The organism is Microbacterium sp. 22215, from assembly GCF_052045655.1.
GTDB classification, from domain to species: Bacteria; Actinomycetota; Actinomycetes; order Actinomycetales; family Microbacteriaceae; genus Microbacterium; species Microbacterium phyllosphaerae.
Genome location: NZ_JBQEPC010000003.1, coordinates 206,706 through 225,192 on the forward strand (window position 1 = coordinate 206,706; position 18,487 = coordinate 225,192).

The following is an 18,487-nucleotide window of genomic DNA, read 5'->3' on the forward strand; positions in this document are numbered from 1 at the left end:
GAGTTTTCCGATTGGTAACCAAGCCCTCACCGAACGTCGGAAAGCACCCCTGACGAAGGTGGAACACCGCGAGCGTCCGCGCTCGGATGCGCATCGTTCCACGCGCAGGCGCGCGCGACCGGTCAGGCGGTCTCGCCCGCGGCGGCGTCCTCGAACTCCTCGACCTCGCGCTCCCAGGCGTCCTTCGCGAGTCGATACCAGAGGTAGAACGCGAACCCGGCGAAGATCGCCCACTCCACCGCGTAGAAGATGTTGAGCCAGTTCACCGGAGACTGCTCCTCGGGCGCCGGGGACGAGATGTCGGCGAGTCCGGCCGACGCCGTCGTCGACGCGAGGTACGGCCGGTACACATCGAGCTGATCGACGTCGTGCCAGTGGCTCAGCAGGGCGGCGGTCGACATGCGGTCCATGCGCTGAGGGTCGTCCTTCGGCGGCGCCGCGGGCCCTTCGTCCGAAATCAGGCGACCGGTGATCGAGGCTTCCGTCTCGCCGGCGTTCAGCTTCTCCACGGCATCATCTGCGACGGCCCGATCGGCGGTCCATCCGATCGCGACGGCGATCGAGGTGCGCTCCGCGACGCGCAGCTGACCCGTGACCCAGTAGCCTTCGACATCGTCGTTGAACCGGCTGGACACCACAAGGAAGTCATCCGGGACCCAGGTTCCCGACGTCTCGACCTTCTGTCCGACGAGCGGCTCGGGCAGATACGCGCCTGGTTCGACGACGTCGGTCAGCGGACGCACCTGCTCGGTCGCTCCGGCGGGCGGCGGATCGGTCTCGATCGCACGCTCCAGCTGCCACTGGCCGAGCCAGGCGAACACGCCGGCGACGACCAGGCACAGCACGAGCATCCCGATCCAGCGTCCCCGGAGCATGACCTCGCGAAGGGTCGGCGGGAACAGTACGGGAGAAGTCACGGTGACGAGCGGAGCCTCAGGCCTCGTAGGGTGCGAGCACGACCTCGACCCGCTGGAACTCCTTGAGATCGGAGTATCCGGTGGTGGCCATCGACTTGCGCAGCGCCCCGATCAGGTTCGCCGTGCCGTCGGCGACCGGAGCCGGACCGTAGAGGATCTCCTCCAGGGTGCCGATGCCGCCGACCTCGACGCGGCGACCGCGCGGAAGCTTCGGGTGATGGGACTCGGGGCCCCAGTGGAATCCGCGGCCGGGCGCGTCGGTGGCGCGGGCGAGCGCGACGCCGAGCATGACGGCGTCAGCACCCATCGCGAGCGCCTTGACGATGTCGCCGGACGTGCCGACCCCACCGTCGGCGATGACGTGCACGTAGCGCCCGCCGGACTCGTCGAGGTAGTCGCGACGCGCAGCCGCGACGTCGGAGACGGCCGTCGCCATCGGCGCGTGGATGCCGAGCGTGGCGCGCGTGGTCGATGCCGCTCCCCCGCCGAAGCCGACGAGCACGCCGGCGGCACCGGTGCGCATCAGGTGCAGCGCGGCCGTGTACGTGGCTGCGCCGCCGACGATCACGGGCACGTCGAGGTCGTAGATGAACTTCTTGAGGTTCAGCGGCTCGTCGACGCTCGACACGTGCTCTGCCGAGACCGTCGTGCCGCGGATGACGAACAGGTCGACACCGGCTGCGGCCACGGTGTCGTAGAACTCCTGTGTGCGCTGCGGGGTCAGGGATCCGGCCACGGTCACGCCGGCCTCGCGGATCTCGGCGAGGCGCTGCGTGATGAGGGCGGGCTTGATCGGCTCGGCGTACAGCTGCTGCATGCGCGCCGTCGCCTTGCTCTCATCGAGACCGGCGATCTCGGCCAGCAGCGGCTCGGGGTTCTCGTAGCGGGTCCACAGACCCTCGAGGTCGAGCACGCCCAGACCGCCGAGCTGCCCCAGCATGATCGCCGTCTGCGGGCTCACGACGGAATCCATCGGGGCGCCCAGCACCGGGATGCCGAAACCGAAGGCGTCGATCGTCCAGGCGGTCGACACATCCTCCGGGTTGCGCGTGCGCCGGGACGGCACCACCGCGATGTCGTCGAACGTGTACGCGCGTCGCGCGCGCTTGCCTCGGCCGAGCTCGATCTCCATGGTCACCCCTCCAGACTACCGGGCGCGCGCGGAGGTGCCGACGGCTGGGAGACTGGAACCGAGATCGGGAGGCAGTATGTCGGTGGATGCCGTGGAAGTCGCCGTCGTCGGAGGCGGCGTGATGGGACTCGCCACAGCCTGGGAGCTGACCAGGCGAGGCCACCGACCGGTGGTCTTCGAGCGCTTCGCCCGCGGGCACCGAGAAGGAGCCTCGCACGGTGCGACGCGCAACTTCAACAACGCCTACGACGAGGAGCACTACCTCGACCTCCTCGTCCGCGCGCGCGAGGGATGGGAGGCGCTCGGCCCCGTCGACGGCGAGCCGCTGCTTCGTCTGCACGGCCTGGTCACGCACGGCGACGTCGATGTCGTCACGATCGAGCGCCGCCTCCGCGAGCGAGGCATCCACGCCCGGATCCTCGAACCAGCCGAGGCCGCATCGCGCTGGGAGGGCATGCGATTCGACAGCCCCGTGCTGTTCTCCCGCGACGCCGGCGTCGCCCGGGCATCCGCGGCACTGGGAGAACTCGAAAGACGCATCGTCGCCGCCGGTGGCGAGGTCCGCTGGCAGACCCCGGTGACACGGATCGACGAGACCGACGCCGGCGTCGAACTGGTCATCGGCGAGCGCCGTGTGCGCGCCGACGTCGCCGTCGTCACGGTGGGCGCATGGACCGAGAAGATGCTCCCCGGCATCGGGCTTCCCCGGCTCGAGGTCACCGAGGAGACGCCTGCCCACTTCCTGCCGGTCGACGGATCGACATGGCCGTCGTTCAACCACTACGTCGACACCGACCGCTATCCGGCGACGGTCTACGGCATGCCGACGCCGGGTGAGGGCGTCAAGGTCGGGTTCCACCGGGTCGGCGATGCCGTCGACCCTGATGCGCGCCCGCACCGGACGACCCATGCCGAGGCGCTGGCCGACTACGTGCGCGAGTGGATGCCGGGCCTCGACCCGGCATCCGCCTCGCCGATCAGCTGCACCTACACCTCGACCGACGACAGCGCCTTCGTGCTCGACCGGCGGGGACGGATCGTGGTGGGAGCGGGCTTCTCGGGGCACGGGTTCAAGTTCGCCCCGGGGGTCGGCGCCACGCTGGCCGATCTCGCGCTCGACCCGGCCGCGCACGCCGCCGCAGCGTTCCGGCTCGCCTGACGCCGGACGCGCTCAGATCGACCGATCTCAGCGGGCGCGTGCGACCCGGCGCTCGTCCCACACGGGAGCATCCGCCTCGTACACCTCCCCGTCCGACCCGAACACCAGGAACCGGTCGAACGAGCGCGCGAACCAGCGGTCGTGCGTGACCGCGAGCACAGTGCCCTCGAAGCGCACGAGTGCCTCTTCGAGAGCCTCGGCCGACTCGATGTCGAGGTTGTCGGTCGGCTCGTCGAGCAGCAGCAGTGTCGCACCCGAGAGCTCGAGGAGGAGCACCTGGAATCGGGCCTGCTGCCCACCCGACAGCGACTCGAACGTCTGCTGCGCCTGCCGCACGAGCCCGTAGCGATCCAGCGCCGAGCTCGCGGCATCCCTCGGCATCCCCGCCCGACGTTCGTCACCGCGGTGCAGGATCTCGAGCAGCGTGCGCCCCACGAACTCCGGGTGCGCGTGCGTCTGCGCGAACAGCCCGGGGACGACTCTGGCACCGAGGATCGCACGGCCCTCGTGAGCGACCTCCGCCAGCTGCTCACCCGTCGAGGCCACATGGCCGAGCGTCGAGTCGGGATCGCTTCCGCCGCGGGCCAGCAAGCGCAGGAAGTGGGACTTCCCCGATCCGTTGGACCCCAGCACGGCGACGCGGTCGCCGTACCAGACCTCTGCGTCGAAGGGGCGCATCAGTCCCGTGAGCTCCAACCGCTCCGCGACGACGGCCCGCTTGCCGGTGCGCGACCCCCGGAGGCGCATGTCGAACTCCTGGGCGGGTGGTCGTTCCTCGGGCGGTCCCGCCTCCTCGAACTTGCGGAGACGGGTCTGGGCCGCCTGATACCTCGAGGCGAACCCGTCGTTCGCCGACGCCTTGACCTTGAGATTCGCGACGAGGACGCGCAGCTTCTCGTGCTGCTCGTCCCACCGCCGACGCAGTTCGTCGAGGCGGTCCATCCGGTCGCTGCGCGCCTGGTGGTACGTCGCGAAGCCTCCGCCATGCACCCATGCCGACGCCCCGGCCCCGCCCGGTTCGAGAGTGACGAGCCGGTCGACCGCGCGCGCCAGGAGCTCACGGTCGTGCGACACGAGGAGGACCGTCTTCGGCGTCTGCCGCAGCTGCTCCTCGAGCCAGCGCTTGGTCGGCACGTCGAGATAGTTGTCGGGCTCGTCGAGAAGGAGCACCTCGTCGGGGCCTCGAAGCAGCGCCTCCAGAGCGAGGCGCTTCTGCTCGCCTCCCGAGAGCGTGGTCAACTCGCGGAAGCGCGCCCGGTCGTAGGGAACGCCGAGGGCCGCGACCGTGCACTGGTCCCACACCGTCTCGTGCTCGTAGCCGCCCGCGTCGGCGTACTCGGCGATCGCCGTCGCATACGCCATCTGCGTGTCGTGCTCGTCGCGCTCGATCAGCGCGTTCTCGGCCGCTTCGAGCGCGTCCGCCGCCTGCCTGATGCGCCGAGGGGCGACACGCACCAGCAGCTCATGCACGGTCTGCCCCGGCTCACCGTGCCCGACGAACTGGTCCATGACGCCGAGTCCGCCGTCGATCGTCACGACTCCGGCGTCGGCAGCCTGCTCGCCGCGGATGATGCGGAGCAGCGTCGTCTTGCCCGCCCCGTTGGGGCCGATCAACGCGCTCGTCGACCCCGATCCGACGCGGAACGTCGCGTCATCCAGCAGCGGTCTGCCGTCCGGCAGGGTCAGTGAGACCCCAGCTACATCGATATATCCCACCGTGCGTGGCCGTCCTTCCGCCCGCATGGCGAGCCGACCAGGCTATCAGGTCGCAGCCCCGCAGACGGTCGGGATCAGCCGACGACCTGGATGGCCTCGGTGCGCGGCGCCGCTGGAAGGAGCATCCGGAACTCGGTGCCGACGCCCTCCCTGCTCGTCACATCCATCGTGCCGCCGTGGGCCAGCACGATCGCGCGGGTGATCGTGAGCCCGAGGCCCACCCCGGGCACCGCGTTCTGTGTCGCCGTCGATGCGCGGAAGAAGCGTGTGAACAGCATCCCCTGCTCGTCCTCCGGGATGCCGACACCCGTGTCGCGGACGGCGAACTCGACGCCTCCGTCATGCATCCGCACGCTCGCGGTGACCCGCCCCCCTGAGCCGGTGAACTTGAGCGCGTTCGAGAGCAGGTTGTCGAGGGCCTGACCGATCCGTCCCGAGTCGACGGACAGGTGCACGGGAGCGGTCGGGACCTCGGCGACGATCTCGATCCCCTCGCGCTGTGCATGGGGTCCTGCGGATTCCACGGCGTTGCGCACGAGCTCGACGACGTCGGCGTCCCGACGCTCGAGCGGGAATCTCCCCGATTCGACCTGAGCGGTGAAGAGGAGGTCTCCCACGAGGTTGAGCAGGCGTTGCGCGTTGCGCTCGATGATGCCGACGAACTCCTGCTGATCGGTCGTGAGGGGCTGCCCCGGGTCGTTCTGGAGCAGATCGAGGAATCCGATGATCGCGCTCAGAGGCGTGCGCAGCTCATGCGAGATCATGCCGACGAACTCGTCCTTCATGCGGGCGACCTCGACCGCCCGGGTCTCATCGGTGATCACGAGCAGGTACCCGTGTCGCGAGCCGTCGGAATCCTGGTACGGCGACACGGTGACCCGCGCCGGCACCGTCGACCCGCCGGTCGTCATGACGTCGATGTGCGAGTCGACCGACAGACCGGAATCGGCCTCGTCGAACAGTGCGCGCAATCCGGGGTGCAGTCGATCCTCGGTCGCGACCGCCCCGTTCGGGGCGAACTGCGCGAGAACGGTCGGTTCGAAGAACCGGTCGACGCGCACCTCGGCCAGCGCGTCGCGCACGGGCATGCCCAGCAACCGCACCGCCCCGGGGTTCCATGCACTGATCGTGCCGCAGTTGTCGGTGGCGATGACCGCCTGACCGGTGATCGAGTTCCACAGACTCGTGAACGACTCCGACAGCGCTCGGTACTGCTGCTCGCTGGCGCTGAGCTTCTCGAGCATCGCCTGATTGGCGACGAGGGCGGCGGTCCGCTCGGCGACGAGAGCCTCGGCCTGCGACGTGCGCAGCCGCTGGAGCCGGGACAGCTCGTTCACGATCGCGCCCACCGTGGCGAACACGAGAGGACCGATGATGCCGCGCAGCCAGGCGGCCGAGTCCTCCGGCGGATCGATGATGTTCGGCATCAGGAGCGCGATCGACGTGAAGATGCCGACGAGGAAGACCTGTCTGCGTCCGGGAGCGGCCGCGATCCATATCACCGGAAGCAGCACGAGCGAGGAGAAGAGCGAGGTCGCTCCTCCGGTGCCCGCACGCAGCGCGCCGATCCCGAGGATGCTGACGATCGGGATCAGCATCGTCACCCAGCCGTCGTACACGCCGCGAACGGAGAGGACGCCGGCCAGCGCGGTGACCGCCGCGACCGCGAGGATGCCGGTGATCGCGACGACCGCGTCGGTGACGGGGACCCCTGGGATCGCCCACATCAGCAGCGCCGCGATCCCGACCGCGATCGCCGTGGGGCCCTGCTTCATCAGCGGAGTGGGATTGTCGAAGTACTTTCGCCATCCCCGCTCCATCGACGCCTGGACGACGTTCGTCGTGGTCATCGCGCCACGCCTCGGAGCAGTCGGCGGAGGTCCGCTCCGACGATCGGCTTCGGCAACGCCGCATCGGCATCCGGATAGTCGGCGACATCGAGCACCGAACTCACGATCAGGAAGCAGTCCGGAAATCTCGCCTGCACGAGGCGTGCGCACTCCTCACCCGTGATTCCGGGAAGCAGGAGGTCGACGACGGCCACGGACGGGCTGATCGTCGGGAACGCCGCGATGGCCGATTCCGCATCGATCGCTGCGAACACGTCGAACCCCTCGCGATCCAGGTACCGCTGGAGGAGGTCCATCTGATCCGCGCTGTCCTCGACGACGAGAGCCAGCGGCCGCCCGCTCATCGCAGGAACAGCTCTCGCACGATGACGACGACGACGACGATTCCGAGAGCGAGGAGCGCCTGGGGTACGAGGCGCTTCTCGCGACGGGCGTCCGTCGCGATCTCCTCCTGCTCCGCCTGGGGTGAGGGTGTGGCGGTCATGAGTCGACCCGTCCGATCTTCTCGGTCTTGATCCATGCGGCGTCGGCGCGACGCCACTCTTTGATGTACGAATCCGCGGTGATGGCACAGAGCAATGACCCATAGCCGCACACGTAGAGGAGGAGCCCGGCGAAGAAGCGTCCGGCCGGGAGTGGTTCCACGGCACGGGCGAGCCAGATCCCGAGCATCGAGATCGGCCCCCACAGGTAGAAGATCACGGCCCACAGGACGCGGGTCTGGTCCGTGACCGCGAGACCGAGCGCTTGCAGGCCGCTCTCGAACAACCACGGGAAGAGGGCGATCGCCATCAGGATCAGGGCGCCGAGCCCCGGGAACATGAGTGCCTCGCGCCAGGATTGACGACCGATCCGCGGATCCAGCTGCACCGAGTAGAGCATGGAGAACAGGTAGATGCACGCGGCCGAGATCCACATGAACCGGAACACGAAATCGGCGATGTCGCTGTGCAGCACGAGCAGGGCGAGCATCCCCGCGGCGGCGAGGATCATGAAGGCCGGCAGGAGCAGGATCGTGAACCAGGCGAGCCCGAAGGAGAAGCTCCCCAGGTTGTGCGCGCGGCTGGGTCGGAACCACAGCTTCCGATAGATCGACGTCAGCTGCACATTGCCTCGCGCCCAGCGCAGACGCTGCTTCCAGAGGCTGTCGATCGTGCGAGGCTCTTCGGCGAGCACGACGGCATGCGGTTCGAAGACCATGCGTCGGCCGGCCAGCTGGCCCTCGAACGTGGTCATGGTGTCCTCGGCGAGCGTGCCCGTCGGGATCCTCCCGCCGATCGCCTCGAGGTTGGCCCGTGAGTGCAGCTGCGCCCCTCCGGCGAGACAGGCGATCGCTCCTCCCACGTTCTGCACGCGACGCGCGGACAGCTGTCCGATCACGTACTCGATCGCGATGAACCGGGTCAGGTAGTTGCGATCCCGACTGCCCTCGGCGATGTACGCCGTGACCGCGCCGACCTTCTCGTCTGCGAGGTGCCTGCTCATCTTGCGCAGCGAGTCGCGCGCGAAGATCACGTCGGCATCCATGATCAGCACAGCCTCGGTCCACTCGTCCGCGAGCACGATCTCGAGTCCGTGGTTGAGCGTGTGCGCCTTGCCCTGACCGCCCTGCTCGCGGCGCAGGTGCACGACCCGGCCCGGATACGCGTCGACCTTGGCCGCCACCACGGAGGGCGTGTCATCGGTCGACGCATCGTCGATCACGAAGATCTTCAGACGATCGGCCGGGTACTCGAGCTGCATCAGCCGCTCGATCGCCGGACCGAGCACGAGCCCCTCGTTCCAGGCGGGGATCAGCACGGCGACCCGCGGATGGTGCGGCGCCGCCTTGCCGTAGTGGTTGCGGAACGCGTGCAGGGGCAGCGCGAGGAACTGCAGACCCGTGTTGATCACCGGCAGGGTGCCGACGAGCACGCAGAGCAGGAGGATGACGACGACGACGGTCTCGAGCAGATTCAGCTCGGGCATCAGCGCGACTTCCGCTGCGAGAGGAGCTCGGCCACGCGCGCATAGCGCCCGACCTCGGAGGCGACGTGGCTGTCCGTGGATGCCACGAGCTCGGCACCCGCATCGTGCAGGGCGTCGAGCAGCAGCGGTCCGGGGCAGCCCCATTTCTCGTTCACCTCGACCAGCGTGTGGGTCTCGGCTGCGGTCTTCGCCCATGCGGCCACCCGCTCGGCACCGAGGTCGTCCTCAGACAGACCGATCTTGGGGAGGATCGAGAAGCAGTGGGCGAGCTGGTTGCCCGGGTGACGGCGCATCACGGCGTCCAGCGCCGAAACCAGCTGGTCGAGCACGTCGTCCGGCGCCCAGCCGTCCGCGATCCGTTCACGCACCGCGGTCGGGCCGAGCGGACCGTCGATGCCGGGGAACTGATGGTCGGCGATCAGGATGCGGTCGATCCCTGCCGGGAGCTGAGGGATGTCGAGCTCGCCCGACGCATCGAGGATCTTGGCCTCGACGCCCGTCAGGATCGTGAGTCCGTCGGGCACCTGCAGCTCGCCCACGGCGGCGAGGTAATCGGGAACCCAGGTCGTCGACCGGCGCACGTGATCGACGAGGCGGAGGGTCGTGAGCCCTGCCGCCGCGGCGGCGGCCACGTTCTCGGCGAGGGTCGAGACGGCGTCGTCCGAGAACGTCGAGTGGACGTGGTGATCGCCGCGCAGAAGGGGGTCGCTCACAGCTCCTCCTGATGCCCGGCGTGCTCCGACACGAGCACCTCGTCGACCTCGACGATGACGTCCTCGAGGAAGCGCACCGAGGCGATCTCACGGAAGGCGATCGACGACGGCAGATCCCTCCCGAGGAACAGATCCGCGACGAGCGAGGGGATGTCGACGCCTGCCGCGATGGTGAGCGGCAGCGCCCCGGGGAACCGTGGGTTCACCTCGAGCAGCACGGCCCGCCCCGCGCGGTCACGGCGGAGCTGGACGTTCGCGACGCCGACGAGACCGATCGCCTTCGCGACGGCTGCGGCGGTCTCCTCGAGCTCGGGGTCGTGCACGGTGCGACCGGCGATGGCCACGCCCGAATCGACCCTCGCACGGGTGCGGGGCACCGCGGCGATCACCGCACCGGCAGCATCCGCGATCACATCGACCGAGTACTCCTCGCCGGGGAGGTAGTCCTGGACGATCAGGCCCTCGTCCAGCGGCAGCGCCTCGAGGGCCGCGCGATCGGGAACCAGGCGGATGCCTCGGCTGCCCGCGCCCTGACGAGGCTTGGCGAAGACGGGGAACTCCCAGTCGACGGCCACGGCGTCGGCACCTGCGAGCACCGTGCGCGGGGTGCGACCCGTGGCCTCGCAGCGCTCGGCGAGCAGCAGCTTGTCGAGCGCGACCGACAGCGTGTCCTGGGAAGGAGCCGCGAGCACGGCGGGGCCGAGCTCGTCGCGGCGTCCGGCCAGCGCGATCAGTTCGACGTCGACCGTCGAGATCACCAGATCGAGTCGGTCCTCGGCCACCATCCGCGAGATCGCCGGCACGAAGTCCTCGTCCCGCCCCGGCGGTACGAGACGGCGATGCGTGGAGGGCACCAGGTAGATGCCGCTCGCCCAGCCGTCCATATCGGCGGCGAAGACCTCGAGGTCGGAGCGACGCAGGAGAGAGCGGATCACGGCGACTCCGGCGGGCCCTCCCGCACCGGTCACCAGTACGCGTGCAGTCATCAGCTCTCCCGTCGTGCGAGCTCGTGGGCTCCGATGAACTCGGCGGTCTCGCGTACGACCTCGAGCGGCTCGACGGCCACTCCTCCGCCGAAGCGCGACCAGTACCGGGCGGTGGCGGTCACGAAGTCGGGCTCGAGATAGTCGCGCATCGCGGTCTGCGAGGCGAAGCACTCGAGCAGTCGGAGCTTCTGAGGGAGGTCCTGGTCGATCCGCACGAACCGGGTCGGGCGGAAGTCGATCGTCGACGAGGGGCTCTGATAGCAGGCGACCGTACCGACACGTCGGGTGGCGGCGATCGTCGCCTCGCTCACGGCCCGGTGGTCCTGATGACGGTCGTGACTGGAGTGCGTGTAGACGATCGTCGGGCGCACCTCCTGCACGACCTCCTCGATCAGCCGCACCGTCGCGCCGCCTCCGGAGATCTCGGTGTCGACGAGGTCCTTGAGGAAGAGGCGCGCCCCCAGCATGTCGGCCGACGCCAGCGACTCATGCTGACGGCTCTCGGCGTCTCCCCCGCGCGAGCCGCGCGAGAGGGTGAGCACGGTGATCGAGTCGCCTGCACGCGCGTGAGCGGCGAGGATGCCGCCGACGCCGATCTCGACGTCGTCCGGATGGGCGCCGATCGCGAGGATCACCTCCGGCGACCGGTTCGCCTCTCGCCTGGCGCGTCCCTCGGCTGCGAGTCGCGAGACCGCCTCGACCAGGCGCGCGTTGTCGAGCGGCTTGGTCAGGAACTCGTCAGCCTGCGCTCGGAGCGCCGAGACCGCGTACTCCACCGAGACGTGCGCGGTCATCACGATGACCGGGACCAGAGGGTGCTTCCGCCGGAGTTCCGCGAGAAGCTCGAGGCCGTCGAGGCCGGGCATCTCGATGTCGGTGACGACCACGTCGGGTGTGAAGCGCGTGAGGCGCTCGACGGCGGAGAGACCGTCTTCCGCGACCGCGACCTCACAGCCGGCTCGTCTTTCGAGCACGGTCTTGACGAGGAGGGCGACGTCCGGGTCGTCGTCGACGACCAGGACGCGGGGTGCATCCTGAGGCATATCTGCAGCTCTCAATGGGGAGGTTCCCTGCCGGTCATGCTCCGGCATGCAGCTCCCGGCGCCCTTCGCGTCTGGAGCCCGAGGAAAATCGAGCGGGTATCTCTAAATACTGGCATACCGATTAGTCACCCGGTGCGACAGGATTCCGCGCGCCCCGGTCGTGTCAGGATGCGGGGCGTGCAGCCCGCTTCTGCTCCTGGAACACCCGGATCGCCTCGTACCTCTCCGCGGAGCGTGCCCGACGCTTGGTCGCCTCGTCCTCGCGGTTCTTGCGCGGCGCCGTCGTCGTCAGATCGTCGACGAGCGCTCTCGTGGCGCGAGCGATCTCCTCGACGGCGCGATCGAACACGGCCTGGTTCGCGCGGGACGGCGTCGTCGTCCCGGCGATCTTGCGCACGAACTGCAGGGCGGCGTCATGGCACTCATGGTCCGTGGCGGCGGGCTCGAGGTTGTTCAGGGGAACGATGTTGCGGCACATACCGGCACGGTACGCCGCGATGCGGGCATCCGTAAGGCCGCGAACCCGGGATGGCGCGCATACCACGCCTCTCACTACGCTCGGCTACGAGTGCGGCCACCCCAGCGACCGCGCACCCCAGATCGGAGCGACACCATGACGAACCCGCCCTCTCCCGGCGATGCGCAGTACACGCCGCCCGCAGACCCGGCCACGAACCCCGCGGCGTATCCGGTCGCGGGGCCCGGCTACGCCACTCCGCCCGCCGCAGCGCCCGGGAACGGACTCGCGATCGCCGGACTCGTCCTGGCGTTCGTGATCGCCCCACTCGGCCTCATCCTGAGCATCGTGGCGGCCGTCAAGCTCGGCAAAGCAGGTGCACCGAAGGGGATCGCGATCGCGGGCATCATCATCGGCGCGATCATCACCGTGATCGCGGTGATCGGCCTCGTGCTGCTCGTGACGGTGTTCGCGAACCTCTTCTCGATGTGCGCGGAACTCGGTCCCGGCGTGTGGCAGGTCGACGGAGTCACCTACACCTGCAACTGAACGCGCAGACGAAGAAGGGGCCGGATGCAGACGCATCCGGCCCCTTCTTCGATCATGCTCAGCGCTTGTAGTTGGGCGCCTCGACGACGATCTGCACGTCGTGCGGGTGCGACTCCTTGAGCCCGGCTGCCGTGATCCGCACGAAGCGGCCACGCTCCTTGAGCTCCTCGATGGTGCGTGCGCCGACGTAGAACATCGACTGACGCAGTCCGCCGACCAGCTGGTACGCGACGGCCGACACGGGGCCGCGGTAGGGAACCTGGCCCTCGATGCCCTCGGGGATCAGCTTGTCGTCGCTGGGGACGTCTGCCTGGAAGTAGCGGTCCTTCGAGTACGAGGTCTGCTTGCCGCGGGTCTGCATGGCTCCGAGCGAACCCATGCCGCGGTACTGCTTGAACTGCTTGCCCGACTGGAAGACGATCTCGCCCGGCGACTCGTCGGTTCCGGCGAGGAGCGAACCGAGCATGACTGCATCTGCTCCGGCGACGAGCGCCTTGGCGATGTCGCCCGAGTACTGGAGCCCTCCGTCGGCGATCACCGGCACACCGGCGGGGCGCGCGGCGAGCGACGCCTCGTACACGGCGGTGACCTGCGGCACGCCGACACCCGCGACGACGCGCGTGGTGCAGATCGAGCCGGGGCCCACGCCCACCTTGACGGCGTCGACGCCCGCGTCGACGAGCGCCTGGGCACCCTCGCGGGTCGCGACGTTGCCGCCGATGACGTCGATGTGCGCGAAGCTCTCGTCGGCCTTGAGGCGCTTGACCAGTTCGATCACGCCCTGCGACTGCCCGTTCGCGGTGTCGACCACGAGCACGTCGACGCCGGCGTCGCGGAGTGCCTCCGCACGCTCCCAGGCATCGCCGAAGAATCCGATGGCCGCGCCGACGCGCAGACGCCCCTGGTCGTCCTTCGTGGCGAGCGGGTACTTCTCGCTCTTGTCGAAGTCCTTGATGGTGATGAGGCCGGCGAGCTTGCCGTCCTCATCGATGAGCGGGAGCTTCTCGACGCGGTGGTGGGCGAAGAGCGCGATGACCTCGCCGGCGGCGACGCCGACGGGAGCGGTGACGAGACCCTCGGAGGTCATGACGTCCTTCACGAAGGTGGTCTGACGCTCGAAGCCCGAGACGAAGCGCATGTCGCGGTTGGTGATGATGCCCACGAGGCGTCCGTCGGCGTCGACCACGGGAAGGCCCGAGATGCGGTACTTGGCGCAGAGCGCGTCGACCTCTTCGACGGTCGCATCCGGCGTGGTCGTGATCGGGTCGGTGATCATGCCCGACTCGCTCCGCTTGACCCGGTCGACGTGCGCGGCCTGGTCGGCGATCGACAGGTTGCGGTGCAGGATGCCGATGCCTCCCTCACGGGCCATCGCGATGGCCATACGCGACTCGGTGACCGTGTCCATGGCGCTGGAGAGCAGCGGAGTCGCGACCGAGATCCGGCGAGTGATCCGCGACGAGGTGTCGGCCTCGCTGGGGATGACGTCGGTGTGCCCCGGAAGGAGCAGCACATCGTCGTAGGTGAGTCCGACGAAGCCGAAGGGGTCGTGCTGGTCCATGGATAGTCCTCCTGCGGGCGCGATCTGGGCGAGGGTGTACCAATTCTAAGCGTGGAGAGGCTGAGGAAATTCCCGGCGTCCGCCTCGGAAGAGCCTGCGCCGGGGTGCTCGGGAGCGCGGCATTTCGCAACTTCGTGATGGGATCGTTCTCACCGTGAGCAGATCGTGCCTTGGTTGAAACAGAGCCGACACATTACGCTCATACCGTCGTACATCAAGGCCGATGAACAACTCCGTCATGGCCTGTGTACTGGGCTGGAGGTTCTGTGCGTCCGACGATCTCGGCGAATCGAAGCGGAATGCGGTGGGTCATCATCCTGCTGGCGTCGCTCCTCGCCATCGCTTTCCTGTGGTTGCAGCCTCCGTCGGCGGCTTCCGCCGACGAGACCGACGACGGCCAGGAGATCACAGACTTCTACTTCGCCGGTGTCATCACCTTCGACGACACCCCCGTCGAAGACGTCGTGATGACGATCAAGGGCAACGGTTTCGAGGGCGAGACGAAGACGGATGCCGAGGGCAAGTGGCGTCTGTACGTTCCCGAGAAGGAGACGTACACGCTCACCGTCGATGAGGAGACCCTCCCTGACGGTGTGATCGTCGACGCGGCGCAGCTGCCGGAGGGCACTCAGCCGATCTCGGGCACCACGGCCTCGTTCGAGGTCGAGTTCGGCCTGACCGGCACGAAGATCATGAACCTCTTCCTCGGCGAGGGCGAGCGCATGACGACATCGTTCATCGACCAGCTGGCCTCGCGCCTGGTGGGTGGACTCAACTTCGGCCTCCTGCTGGCGCTCGCATCGATGGGCGCGGCACTCATCTACGGAACGACCCGCCTGTCGAACTTCGCCCACGCCGAGATGGTCACGTGGGGCGGACTGGTCGCCCTCGTGACGACGAGCTTCTGGCACCTCCCCCTCTGGCTGGGCATCATCGCGGCCGTGGTCGGCGGCGGTCTCTTCGGCTGGGCCCTGGACGCCGGCATCTGGCGTCCGCTCCGACGACGCGGCCTCGGAGTCGTGCAGCTCATGATCGTCAGCATCGGACTCTCGCTCGCCCTCCGCTACGCGTTCCAGTACCTGATCGGCGGCGGCACCCGCCAGCTCCCCGGAGCGAGCCCCGAGCCGTTCCGCTTCGGGCCGATCTCGCTCTCGTACATCGACATGATCGGCATGGGCGTGAGCATCGTCGTGATCATCGGCGTCGCCTTCTTCCTCACCCGCACACGCATCGGCAAGGCCACCAGGGCGATCTCCGACAACCCGCAGCTCGCTGCGGCATCCGGCATCGACGTCGACAAGGTGGTCCGCTACGTCTGGATCCTCGCCGGAACGCTCGCTGCGATCTCCGGCATCCTGTGGGCGTACTTCCGCCCCGGCGTGAAGTGGGACATGGGCATGCAGATGCTGCTGCTCATCTTCGCCGCCATCACGCTCGGCGGACTCGGCACCGCGTTCGGAGCCCTCGTCGGCTCGCTCATCGTCGGCATCGCGGTCGAGATCTCGACCCTCTGGATCCCGTCCGACCTCAAGTACGCGAGCGCGCTCGTCGTGCTCATCGTGATCCTCCTCGTGCGACCGCAGGGTCTGCTCGGACGCAAGGAAAGGTTGGGCTGATCATGGACTTCGGAAGCATCTTCTCCAATACCGCGGTCTACCTCATCAGCCCGGTCACCATCGCCTATGCACTGGCGGCGACCGGTCTGGCGGTGCACTTCGGATACGCCGGACTCCTCAACTTCGGTATGGCCGCCTTCATGGCCATCGGCGGGTACGGCTACGCCATCTCGGTGCTGACCTTCGGTCTTCCCTGGTGGATCGGCATGCTGATCGGACTCCTGGGAGGCGCGTTCTTCGCGGTGCTCCTCGGCATCCCGACGCTGCGGCTGCGCGCCGACTACCTCGCGATCGCGACGATCGCGGCCGGTGAGATCGTGCGCTTGCTGTTCACCACTCAGATCTTCGACGAGTACACGAACTCGGCCGACGGTCTCGCGCAGTTCAACGGCGGATTCCGCGACGCCAACCCGTTCCCCCCTGGCACCTACGGCTTCGGTCCGTGGACTCTCAGCGCGAACGACCTGTGGAACCGCGTCTTCGGGGTGATCGTGCTCGCCATCGCGATCCTGCTCGTGTGGTCGCTGATGCGCAGCCCGTGGGGACGTGTGCTCAAGGGCATCCGTGAAGACGAGGACGCCGTGCGGTCGCTCGGCAAGAACGTCTTCGCCTACAAGATGCAGGCGCTCGTGGTCGGTGGCATCATCGGCGCAGCGGGTGGGATCGTCTTCGTCCTCCCCTCGGCCGTGGTCCCCGGCAGCTACACCACCTCGCTCACGTTCTTCCTGTGGACGGTGCTGCTCCTCGGCGGAGCGGCGACGGTGTTCGGCCCGACGCTCGGCGCGATCCTGTTCTGGGTCGTGTTCGCGTTCATGGCGAACCTGCTGCCGTCGATGGCCAAGGCGGGCATCCTGCCCATGTCCGACAGCCAGGCCTCGACGCTCGTGTTCATCTTCGTCGGCATCGCCCTGATGCTGCTCGTGATCTTCCGTCCTCAGGGCATCCTCGGCGACAAGAGGGAGATGACCTTTGTCAATTGAACCCACCCCCGACGACAACGTCGAGACGGCGCCCCAGACCGGGAGCGTCCGACGTCCGAAGACCACCGGTCTCGCGAAGGGCCCCGCGGCCCCCGGAGTGCCGAAGGTCGATCCGATCCTCGTGGCCGACGCCGTGCAGCGGCGGTTCGGCGGCCTGACCGCCGTCGACGTCGATCACGTCGAGATCCCCCGCGGGGCGATCACTGCCCTGATCGGCCCGAACGGCGCGGGCAAGACCACCCTGTTCAACCTGCTCTGCGGATTCGACAAGCCCAACAGCGGCACGTGGTCGTTCGACGGGAAGAATCTCTCCGGCGTCCCCTCCTTCAAGGTGGCGCGGATGGGTCAGGTGCGCACGTTCCAGCTGACGAAGTCGCTGTCGCTGCTCACGGTGCTGGAGAACATGAAGCTCGGCGCTCCCGGCCAGCGCGGCGAGGGCTTCTGGTCGAGCCTGTTCCCGTTCCTGTGGCGCAAGCAGGATCAGGAGATCGAGGTGAAGGCGCGCGAGCTGCTCGCCCGCTTCAAGCTCGATGCGAAGGAGAAGGACTTCGCCGCATCGCTCTCGGGAGGTCAGCGCAAGCTGCTCGAGATGGCGAGGGCGCTCATGAGCGACCCGACCCTGGTGATGCTCGACGAGCCGATGGCCGGCGTGAACCCGGCTCTCACGCAGTCGCTCCTCGACCACATCCTCGATCTCAAGGGTCTCGGGATGACGGTGCTGTTCGTCGAGCACGACATGCACATGGTCCGCCACATCGCCGACTGGGTCGTCGTGATGGCGGAGGGCCGCGTCGTCGCCGAGGGACCGCCCGATGAGGTCATGGAGGACCCTGCCGTGGTCGATGCCTACCTCGGCGCCCACCAGGACCTCGACCTCGGGGCCGTCACCGGTCGCATCCCCGTGATCGAGAACGCCGCCGCGGCGAAGCTCCGCGAGCAGATCGAAGCAGAGGCAGAGGCGGAACTCGAAGCGACGAGCACCGCCGATCCCGATCAGAAGGGCAACGCATGAGCGCCGACACCTCCGCAGGATCCACGCCGTCGACCGATAACGTCGTCGTCGAGCTCAAGGACGTCCACGCCGGCTACCTGCCAGGGGTGAACATCCTGAACGGCGCCAACCTCGTCGCGCGCCAGGGTGAGCTGATCGGCATCATCGGTCCCAACGGCGCGGGCAAGTCGACGCTGCTGAAGTCGATCTTCGGCATGGTCAACGTGCGCAGCGGTGACATCACCGTCAACGGCGAGAGCATCGTCGGGTTGAAGGCGGACAAGCTCGTCAAGCGCGGCGTCGCCTTCGTGCCGCAGACGAACAACGTCTTCCCCTCGCTCTCCATCGAGGAGAACCTGCAGATGGGGCTCTACCAGAACCCCAAGATCTACACCGAGCGGCTCGAGTTCGTCACCGGCATCTTCGCCGAACTCGGCAAGCGGCTGAAGCAGCGTGCAGGCTCCCTGTCCGGTGGTGAACGCCAGATGGTGGCGATGTCTCGGGCGCTCATGATGGATCCGTCGGTGCTGCTCCTGGACGAGCCCTCGGCGGGTCTCTCCCCCGTGCGTCAGGACGACGCGTTCATCCGCGTCTCCGACATCAACAAGGCGGGCGTCACCACGATCATGGTCGAGCAGAACGCTCGTCGCTGCCTGCAGATCTGCGACCGCGGCTACGTGCTCGACCAGGGCAAGGACGCCTACGAGGGCACAGGGCGCGACCTGTTGAACGATCCGAAGGTCATCGGCCTCTACCTCGGCACGCTCGGCACCGACGCCGCCTGACCGGCGTATACACAGAGAGAGGGGCGGATGCTGCGGCATCCGCCCCTCTCTCGTGCCCGAGCGC

General features: G+C 68.3%; 18 protein-coding genes. 6 read left to right on the forward strand and 12 right to left on the reverse strand.

Translation table 11 applies throughout. From position 1 onward, the window contains the following. Nucleotides 1–122 precede the first annotated feature (122 nt). Nucleotides 123–875, reverse strand: coding sequence for an SURF1 family protein (locus tag ACTJKH_RS06915; protein ID WP_440736438.1), 753 nt, complete (start codon nucleotides 873–875; stop codon nucleotides 123–125). A gap of 58 nt (nucleotides 876–933) precedes the next feature. Next, nucleotides 934–2,049 (reverse strand): GuaB3 family IMP dehydrogenase-related protein, encoded by a 1,116-nt coding sequence (locus ACTJKH_RS06920; RefSeq protein WP_210099112.1) that lies wholly within the window; start codon nucleotides 2,047–2,049, stop codon nucleotides 934–936. Between the two features lie 76 nt (nucleotides 2,050–2,125). On the opposite strand from ACTJKH_RS06920, the gene ACTJKH_RS06925 reads away from it, so the two are divergent. After that, complete coding sequence (locus ACTJKH_RS06925) at nucleotides 2,126–3,208, forward strand: FAD-dependent oxidoreductase (protein ID WP_440736299.1); 1,083 nt, start codon at nucleotides 2,126–2,128, stop codon at nucleotides 3,206–3,208. A gap of 27 nt (nucleotides 3,209–3,235) precedes the next feature. Here the strand turns inward: ACTJKH_RS06925 and ACTJKH_RS06930 are convergent, their stop codons facing one another. From ACTJKH_RS06930 to ACTJKH_RS06970, 9 genes are all read right to left on the reverse strand, one after another. Continuing rightward, complete coding sequence (locus ACTJKH_RS06930) at nucleotides 3,236–4,924, reverse strand: ABC-F family ATP-binding cassette domain-containing protein (RefSeq protein WP_440736300.1); 1,689 nt, start codon at nucleotides 4,922–4,924, stop codon at nucleotides 3,236–3,238. A 74-nt stretch (nucleotides 4,925–4,998) separates the two neighbouring features. Then, nucleotides 4,999–6,774, reverse strand: a complete 1,776-nt coding sequence (locus ACTJKH_RS06935; RefSeq protein ID WP_440736301.1) for a sensor histidine kinase — start codon at nucleotides 6,772–6,774, stop codon at nucleotides 4,999–5,001. After that, nucleotides 6,771–7,118 carry a response regulator transcription factor gene (locus ACTJKH_RS06940; RefSeq protein WP_210097216.1) on the reverse strand — a complete coding sequence of 116 codons (348 nt, stop codon included), beginning with the start codon at nucleotides 7,116–7,118 and terminating at the stop codon, nucleotides 6,771–6,773. The genes ACTJKH_RS06935 and ACTJKH_RS06940 overlap by 4 nt, the downstream gene beginning before the upstream one ends. Further along, entirely contained in the window at nucleotides 7,115–7,258 is a 144-nt protein-coding gene (locus ACTJKH_RS06945; protein WP_210097215.1) for a hypothetical protein, read from the reverse strand. Before ACTJKH_RS06945 ends, ACTJKH_RS06940 begins: the two co-directional genes overlap by 4 nt. After that, the gene (locus ACTJKH_RS06950; protein ID WP_440736302.1) at nucleotides 7,255–8,742 is read right to left on the reverse strand and encodes a glycosyltransferase family 2 protein; all 1,488 of its coding nucleotides are present in this window, start codon (nucleotides 8,740–8,742) and stop codon (nucleotides 7,255–7,257) included. Before ACTJKH_RS06950 ends, ACTJKH_RS06945 begins: the two co-directional genes overlap by 4 nt. Next, nucleotides 8,742–9,455 carry a PHP domain-containing protein gene (locus tag ACTJKH_RS06955; RefSeq protein WP_440736303.1) on the reverse strand — a complete coding sequence of 238 codons (714 nt, stop codon included), beginning with the start codon at nucleotides 9,453–9,455 and terminating at the stop codon, nucleotides 8,742–8,744. The genes ACTJKH_RS06950 and ACTJKH_RS06955 overlap by 1 nt, the downstream gene beginning before the upstream one ends. Continuing rightward, on the reverse strand, nucleotides 9,452–10,441 hold the full coding sequence (locus tag ACTJKH_RS06960; protein ID WP_440736304.1) for an ATP-grasp domain-containing protein: 990 nt from the start codon (nucleotides 10,439–10,441) through the stop codon (nucleotides 9,452–9,454). Before ACTJKH_RS06960 ends, ACTJKH_RS06955 begins: the two co-directional genes overlap by 4 nt. Further along, nucleotides 10,441–11,484, reverse strand: a complete 1,044-nt coding sequence (locus ACTJKH_RS06965) for a response regulator (RefSeq protein ID WP_440736305.1) — start codon at nucleotides 11,482–11,484, stop codon at nucleotides 10,441–10,443. Before ACTJKH_RS06965 ends, ACTJKH_RS06960 begins: the two co-directional genes overlap by 1 nt. 163 nt (nucleotides 11,485–11,647) lie before the next feature. Next, the gene (locus tag ACTJKH_RS06970; RefSeq protein WP_440736306.1) at nucleotides 11,648–11,962 is read right to left on the reverse strand and encodes a DUF2277 domain-containing protein; all 315 of its coding nucleotides are present in this window, start codon (nucleotides 11,960–11,962) and stop codon (nucleotides 11,648–11,650) included. Between the two features lie 135 nt (nucleotides 11,963–12,097). Here ACTJKH_RS06970 and ACTJKH_RS06975 point away from each other — a divergent pair, with 135 nt between their 5' ends. Then, a complete protein-coding gene (locus ACTJKH_RS06975; protein ID WP_210097209.1) occupies nucleotides 12,098–12,490 on the forward strand; it encodes a DUF4190 domain-containing protein in 393 nt (130 codons plus the stop codon). A gap of 58 nt (nucleotides 12,491–12,548) precedes the next feature. Here the strand turns inward: ACTJKH_RS06975 and guaB are convergent, their stop codons facing one another. Continuing rightward, on the reverse strand, nucleotides 12,549–14,051 hold the full coding sequence (guaB, locus tag ACTJKH_RS06980) for an IMP dehydrogenase (RefSeq protein WP_210097208.1): 1,503 nt from the start codon (nucleotides 14,049–14,051) through the stop codon (nucleotides 12,549–12,551). Between the two features lie 299 nt (nucleotides 14,052–14,350). Here guaB and ACTJKH_RS06985 point away from each other — a divergent pair, with 299 nt between their 5' ends. The 4 genes from ACTJKH_RS06985 to ACTJKH_RS07000 are packed head-to-tail and all read left to right on the forward strand — an operon-like array spanning nucleotide 14,351 to nucleotide 18,423. Further along, on the forward strand, nucleotides 14,351–15,667 hold the full coding sequence (locus ACTJKH_RS06985; protein ID WP_440736307.1) for a branched-chain amino acid ABC transporter permease: 1,317 nt from the start codon (nucleotides 14,351–14,353) through the stop codon (nucleotides 15,665–15,667). Nucleotides 15,668–15,669: 2 nt separating this feature from the next. Next, nucleotides 15,670–16,647 carry a branched-chain amino acid ABC transporter permease gene (locus ACTJKH_RS06990; RefSeq protein ID WP_440736308.1) on the forward strand — a complete coding sequence of 326 codons (978 nt, stop codon included), beginning with the start codon at nucleotides 15,670–15,672 and terminating at the stop codon, nucleotides 16,645–16,647. After that, nucleotides 16,637–17,659: an ABC transporter ATP-binding protein gene (locus ACTJKH_RS06995; RefSeq protein WP_440736309.1), complete on the forward strand. Its 1,023-nt coding sequence runs from the start codon at nucleotides 16,637–16,639 to the stop codon at nucleotides 17,657–17,659. The genes ACTJKH_RS06990 and ACTJKH_RS06995 overlap by 11 nt, the downstream gene beginning before the upstream one ends. After that, on the forward strand, nucleotides 17,656–18,423 hold the full coding sequence (locus tag ACTJKH_RS07000) for an ABC transporter ATP-binding protein (protein ID WP_440736310.1): 768 nt from the start codon (nucleotides 17,656–17,658) through the stop codon (nucleotides 18,421–18,423). The genes ACTJKH_RS06995 and ACTJKH_RS07000 overlap by 4 nt, the downstream gene beginning before the upstream one ends. Nucleotides 18,424–18,487 lie beyond the last annotated feature (64 nt).

What these genes read in the sequence shown, in the direction of transcription:
- ACTJKH_RS06915 (WP_440736438.1), bottom strand. Translation starts at nt 875, where the DNA reads ATGCTCCGGGGACGCTGGATCGGGATGCTCGTGCTGTGCCTGGTCGTC.
- ACTJKH_RS06920 (WP_210099112.1), bottom strand. Translation starts at nt 2,049, where the DNA reads ATGGAGATCGAGCTCGGCCGAGGCAAGCGCGCGCGACGCGCGTACACG.
- ACTJKH_RS06925 (WP_440736299.1), top strand. Translation starts at nt 2,126, where the DNA reads ATGTCGGTGGATGCCGTGGAAGTCGCCGTCGTCGGAGGCGGCGTGATG.
- ACTJKH_RS06935 (WP_440736301.1), bottom strand. Translation starts at nt 6,774, where the DNA reads ATGACCACGACGAACGTCGTCCAGGCGTCGATGGAGCGGGGATGGCGA.
- ACTJKH_RS06940 (WP_210097216.1), bottom strand. Translation starts at nt 7,118, where the DNA reads ATGAGCGGGCGGCCGCTGGCTCTCGTCGTCGAGGACAGCGCGGATCAG.
- ACTJKH_RS06945 (WP_210097215.1), bottom strand. Translation starts at nt 7,258, where the DNA reads ATGACCGCCACACCCTCACCCCAGGCGGAGCAGGAGGAGATCGCGACG.
- ACTJKH_RS06950 (WP_440736302.1), bottom strand. Translation starts at nt 8,742, where the DNA reads ATGCCCGAGCTGAATCTGCTCGAGACCGTCGTCGTCGTCATCCTCCTG.
- ACTJKH_RS06960 (WP_440736304.1), bottom strand. Translation starts at nt 10,441, where the DNA reads ATGACTGCACGCGTACTGGTGACCGGTGCGGGAGGGCCCGCCGGAGTC.
- ACTJKH_RS06965 (WP_440736305.1), bottom strand. Translation starts at nt 11,484, where the DNA reads ATGCCTCAGGATGCACCCCGCGTCCTGGTCGTCGACGACGACCCGGAC.
- ACTJKH_RS06970 (WP_440736306.1), bottom strand. Translation starts at nt 11,962, where the DNA reads ATGTGCCGCAACATCGTTCCCCTGAACAACCTCGAGCCCGCCGCCACG.
- ACTJKH_RS06975 (WP_210097209.1), top strand. Translation starts at nt 12,098, where the DNA reads ATGACGAACCCGCCCTCTCCCGGCGATGCGCAGTACACGCCGCCCGCA.
- guaB (WP_210097208.1), bottom strand. Translation starts at nt 14,051, where the DNA reads ATGGACCAGCACGACCCCTTCGGCTTCGTCGGACTCACCTACGACGAT.
- ACTJKH_RS06985 (WP_440736307.1), top strand. Translation starts at nt 14,351, where the DNA reads ATGCGGTGGGTCATCATCCTGCTGGCGTCGCTCCTCGCCATCGCTTTC.
- ACTJKH_RS06990 (WP_440736308.1), top strand. Translation starts at nt 15,670, where the DNA reads ATGGACTTCGGAAGCATCTTCTCCAATACCGCGGTCTACCTCATCAGC.
- ACTJKH_RS07000 (WP_440736310.1), top strand. Translation starts at nt 17,656, where the DNA reads ATGAGCGCCGACACCTCCGCAGGATCCACGCCGTCGACCGATAACGTC.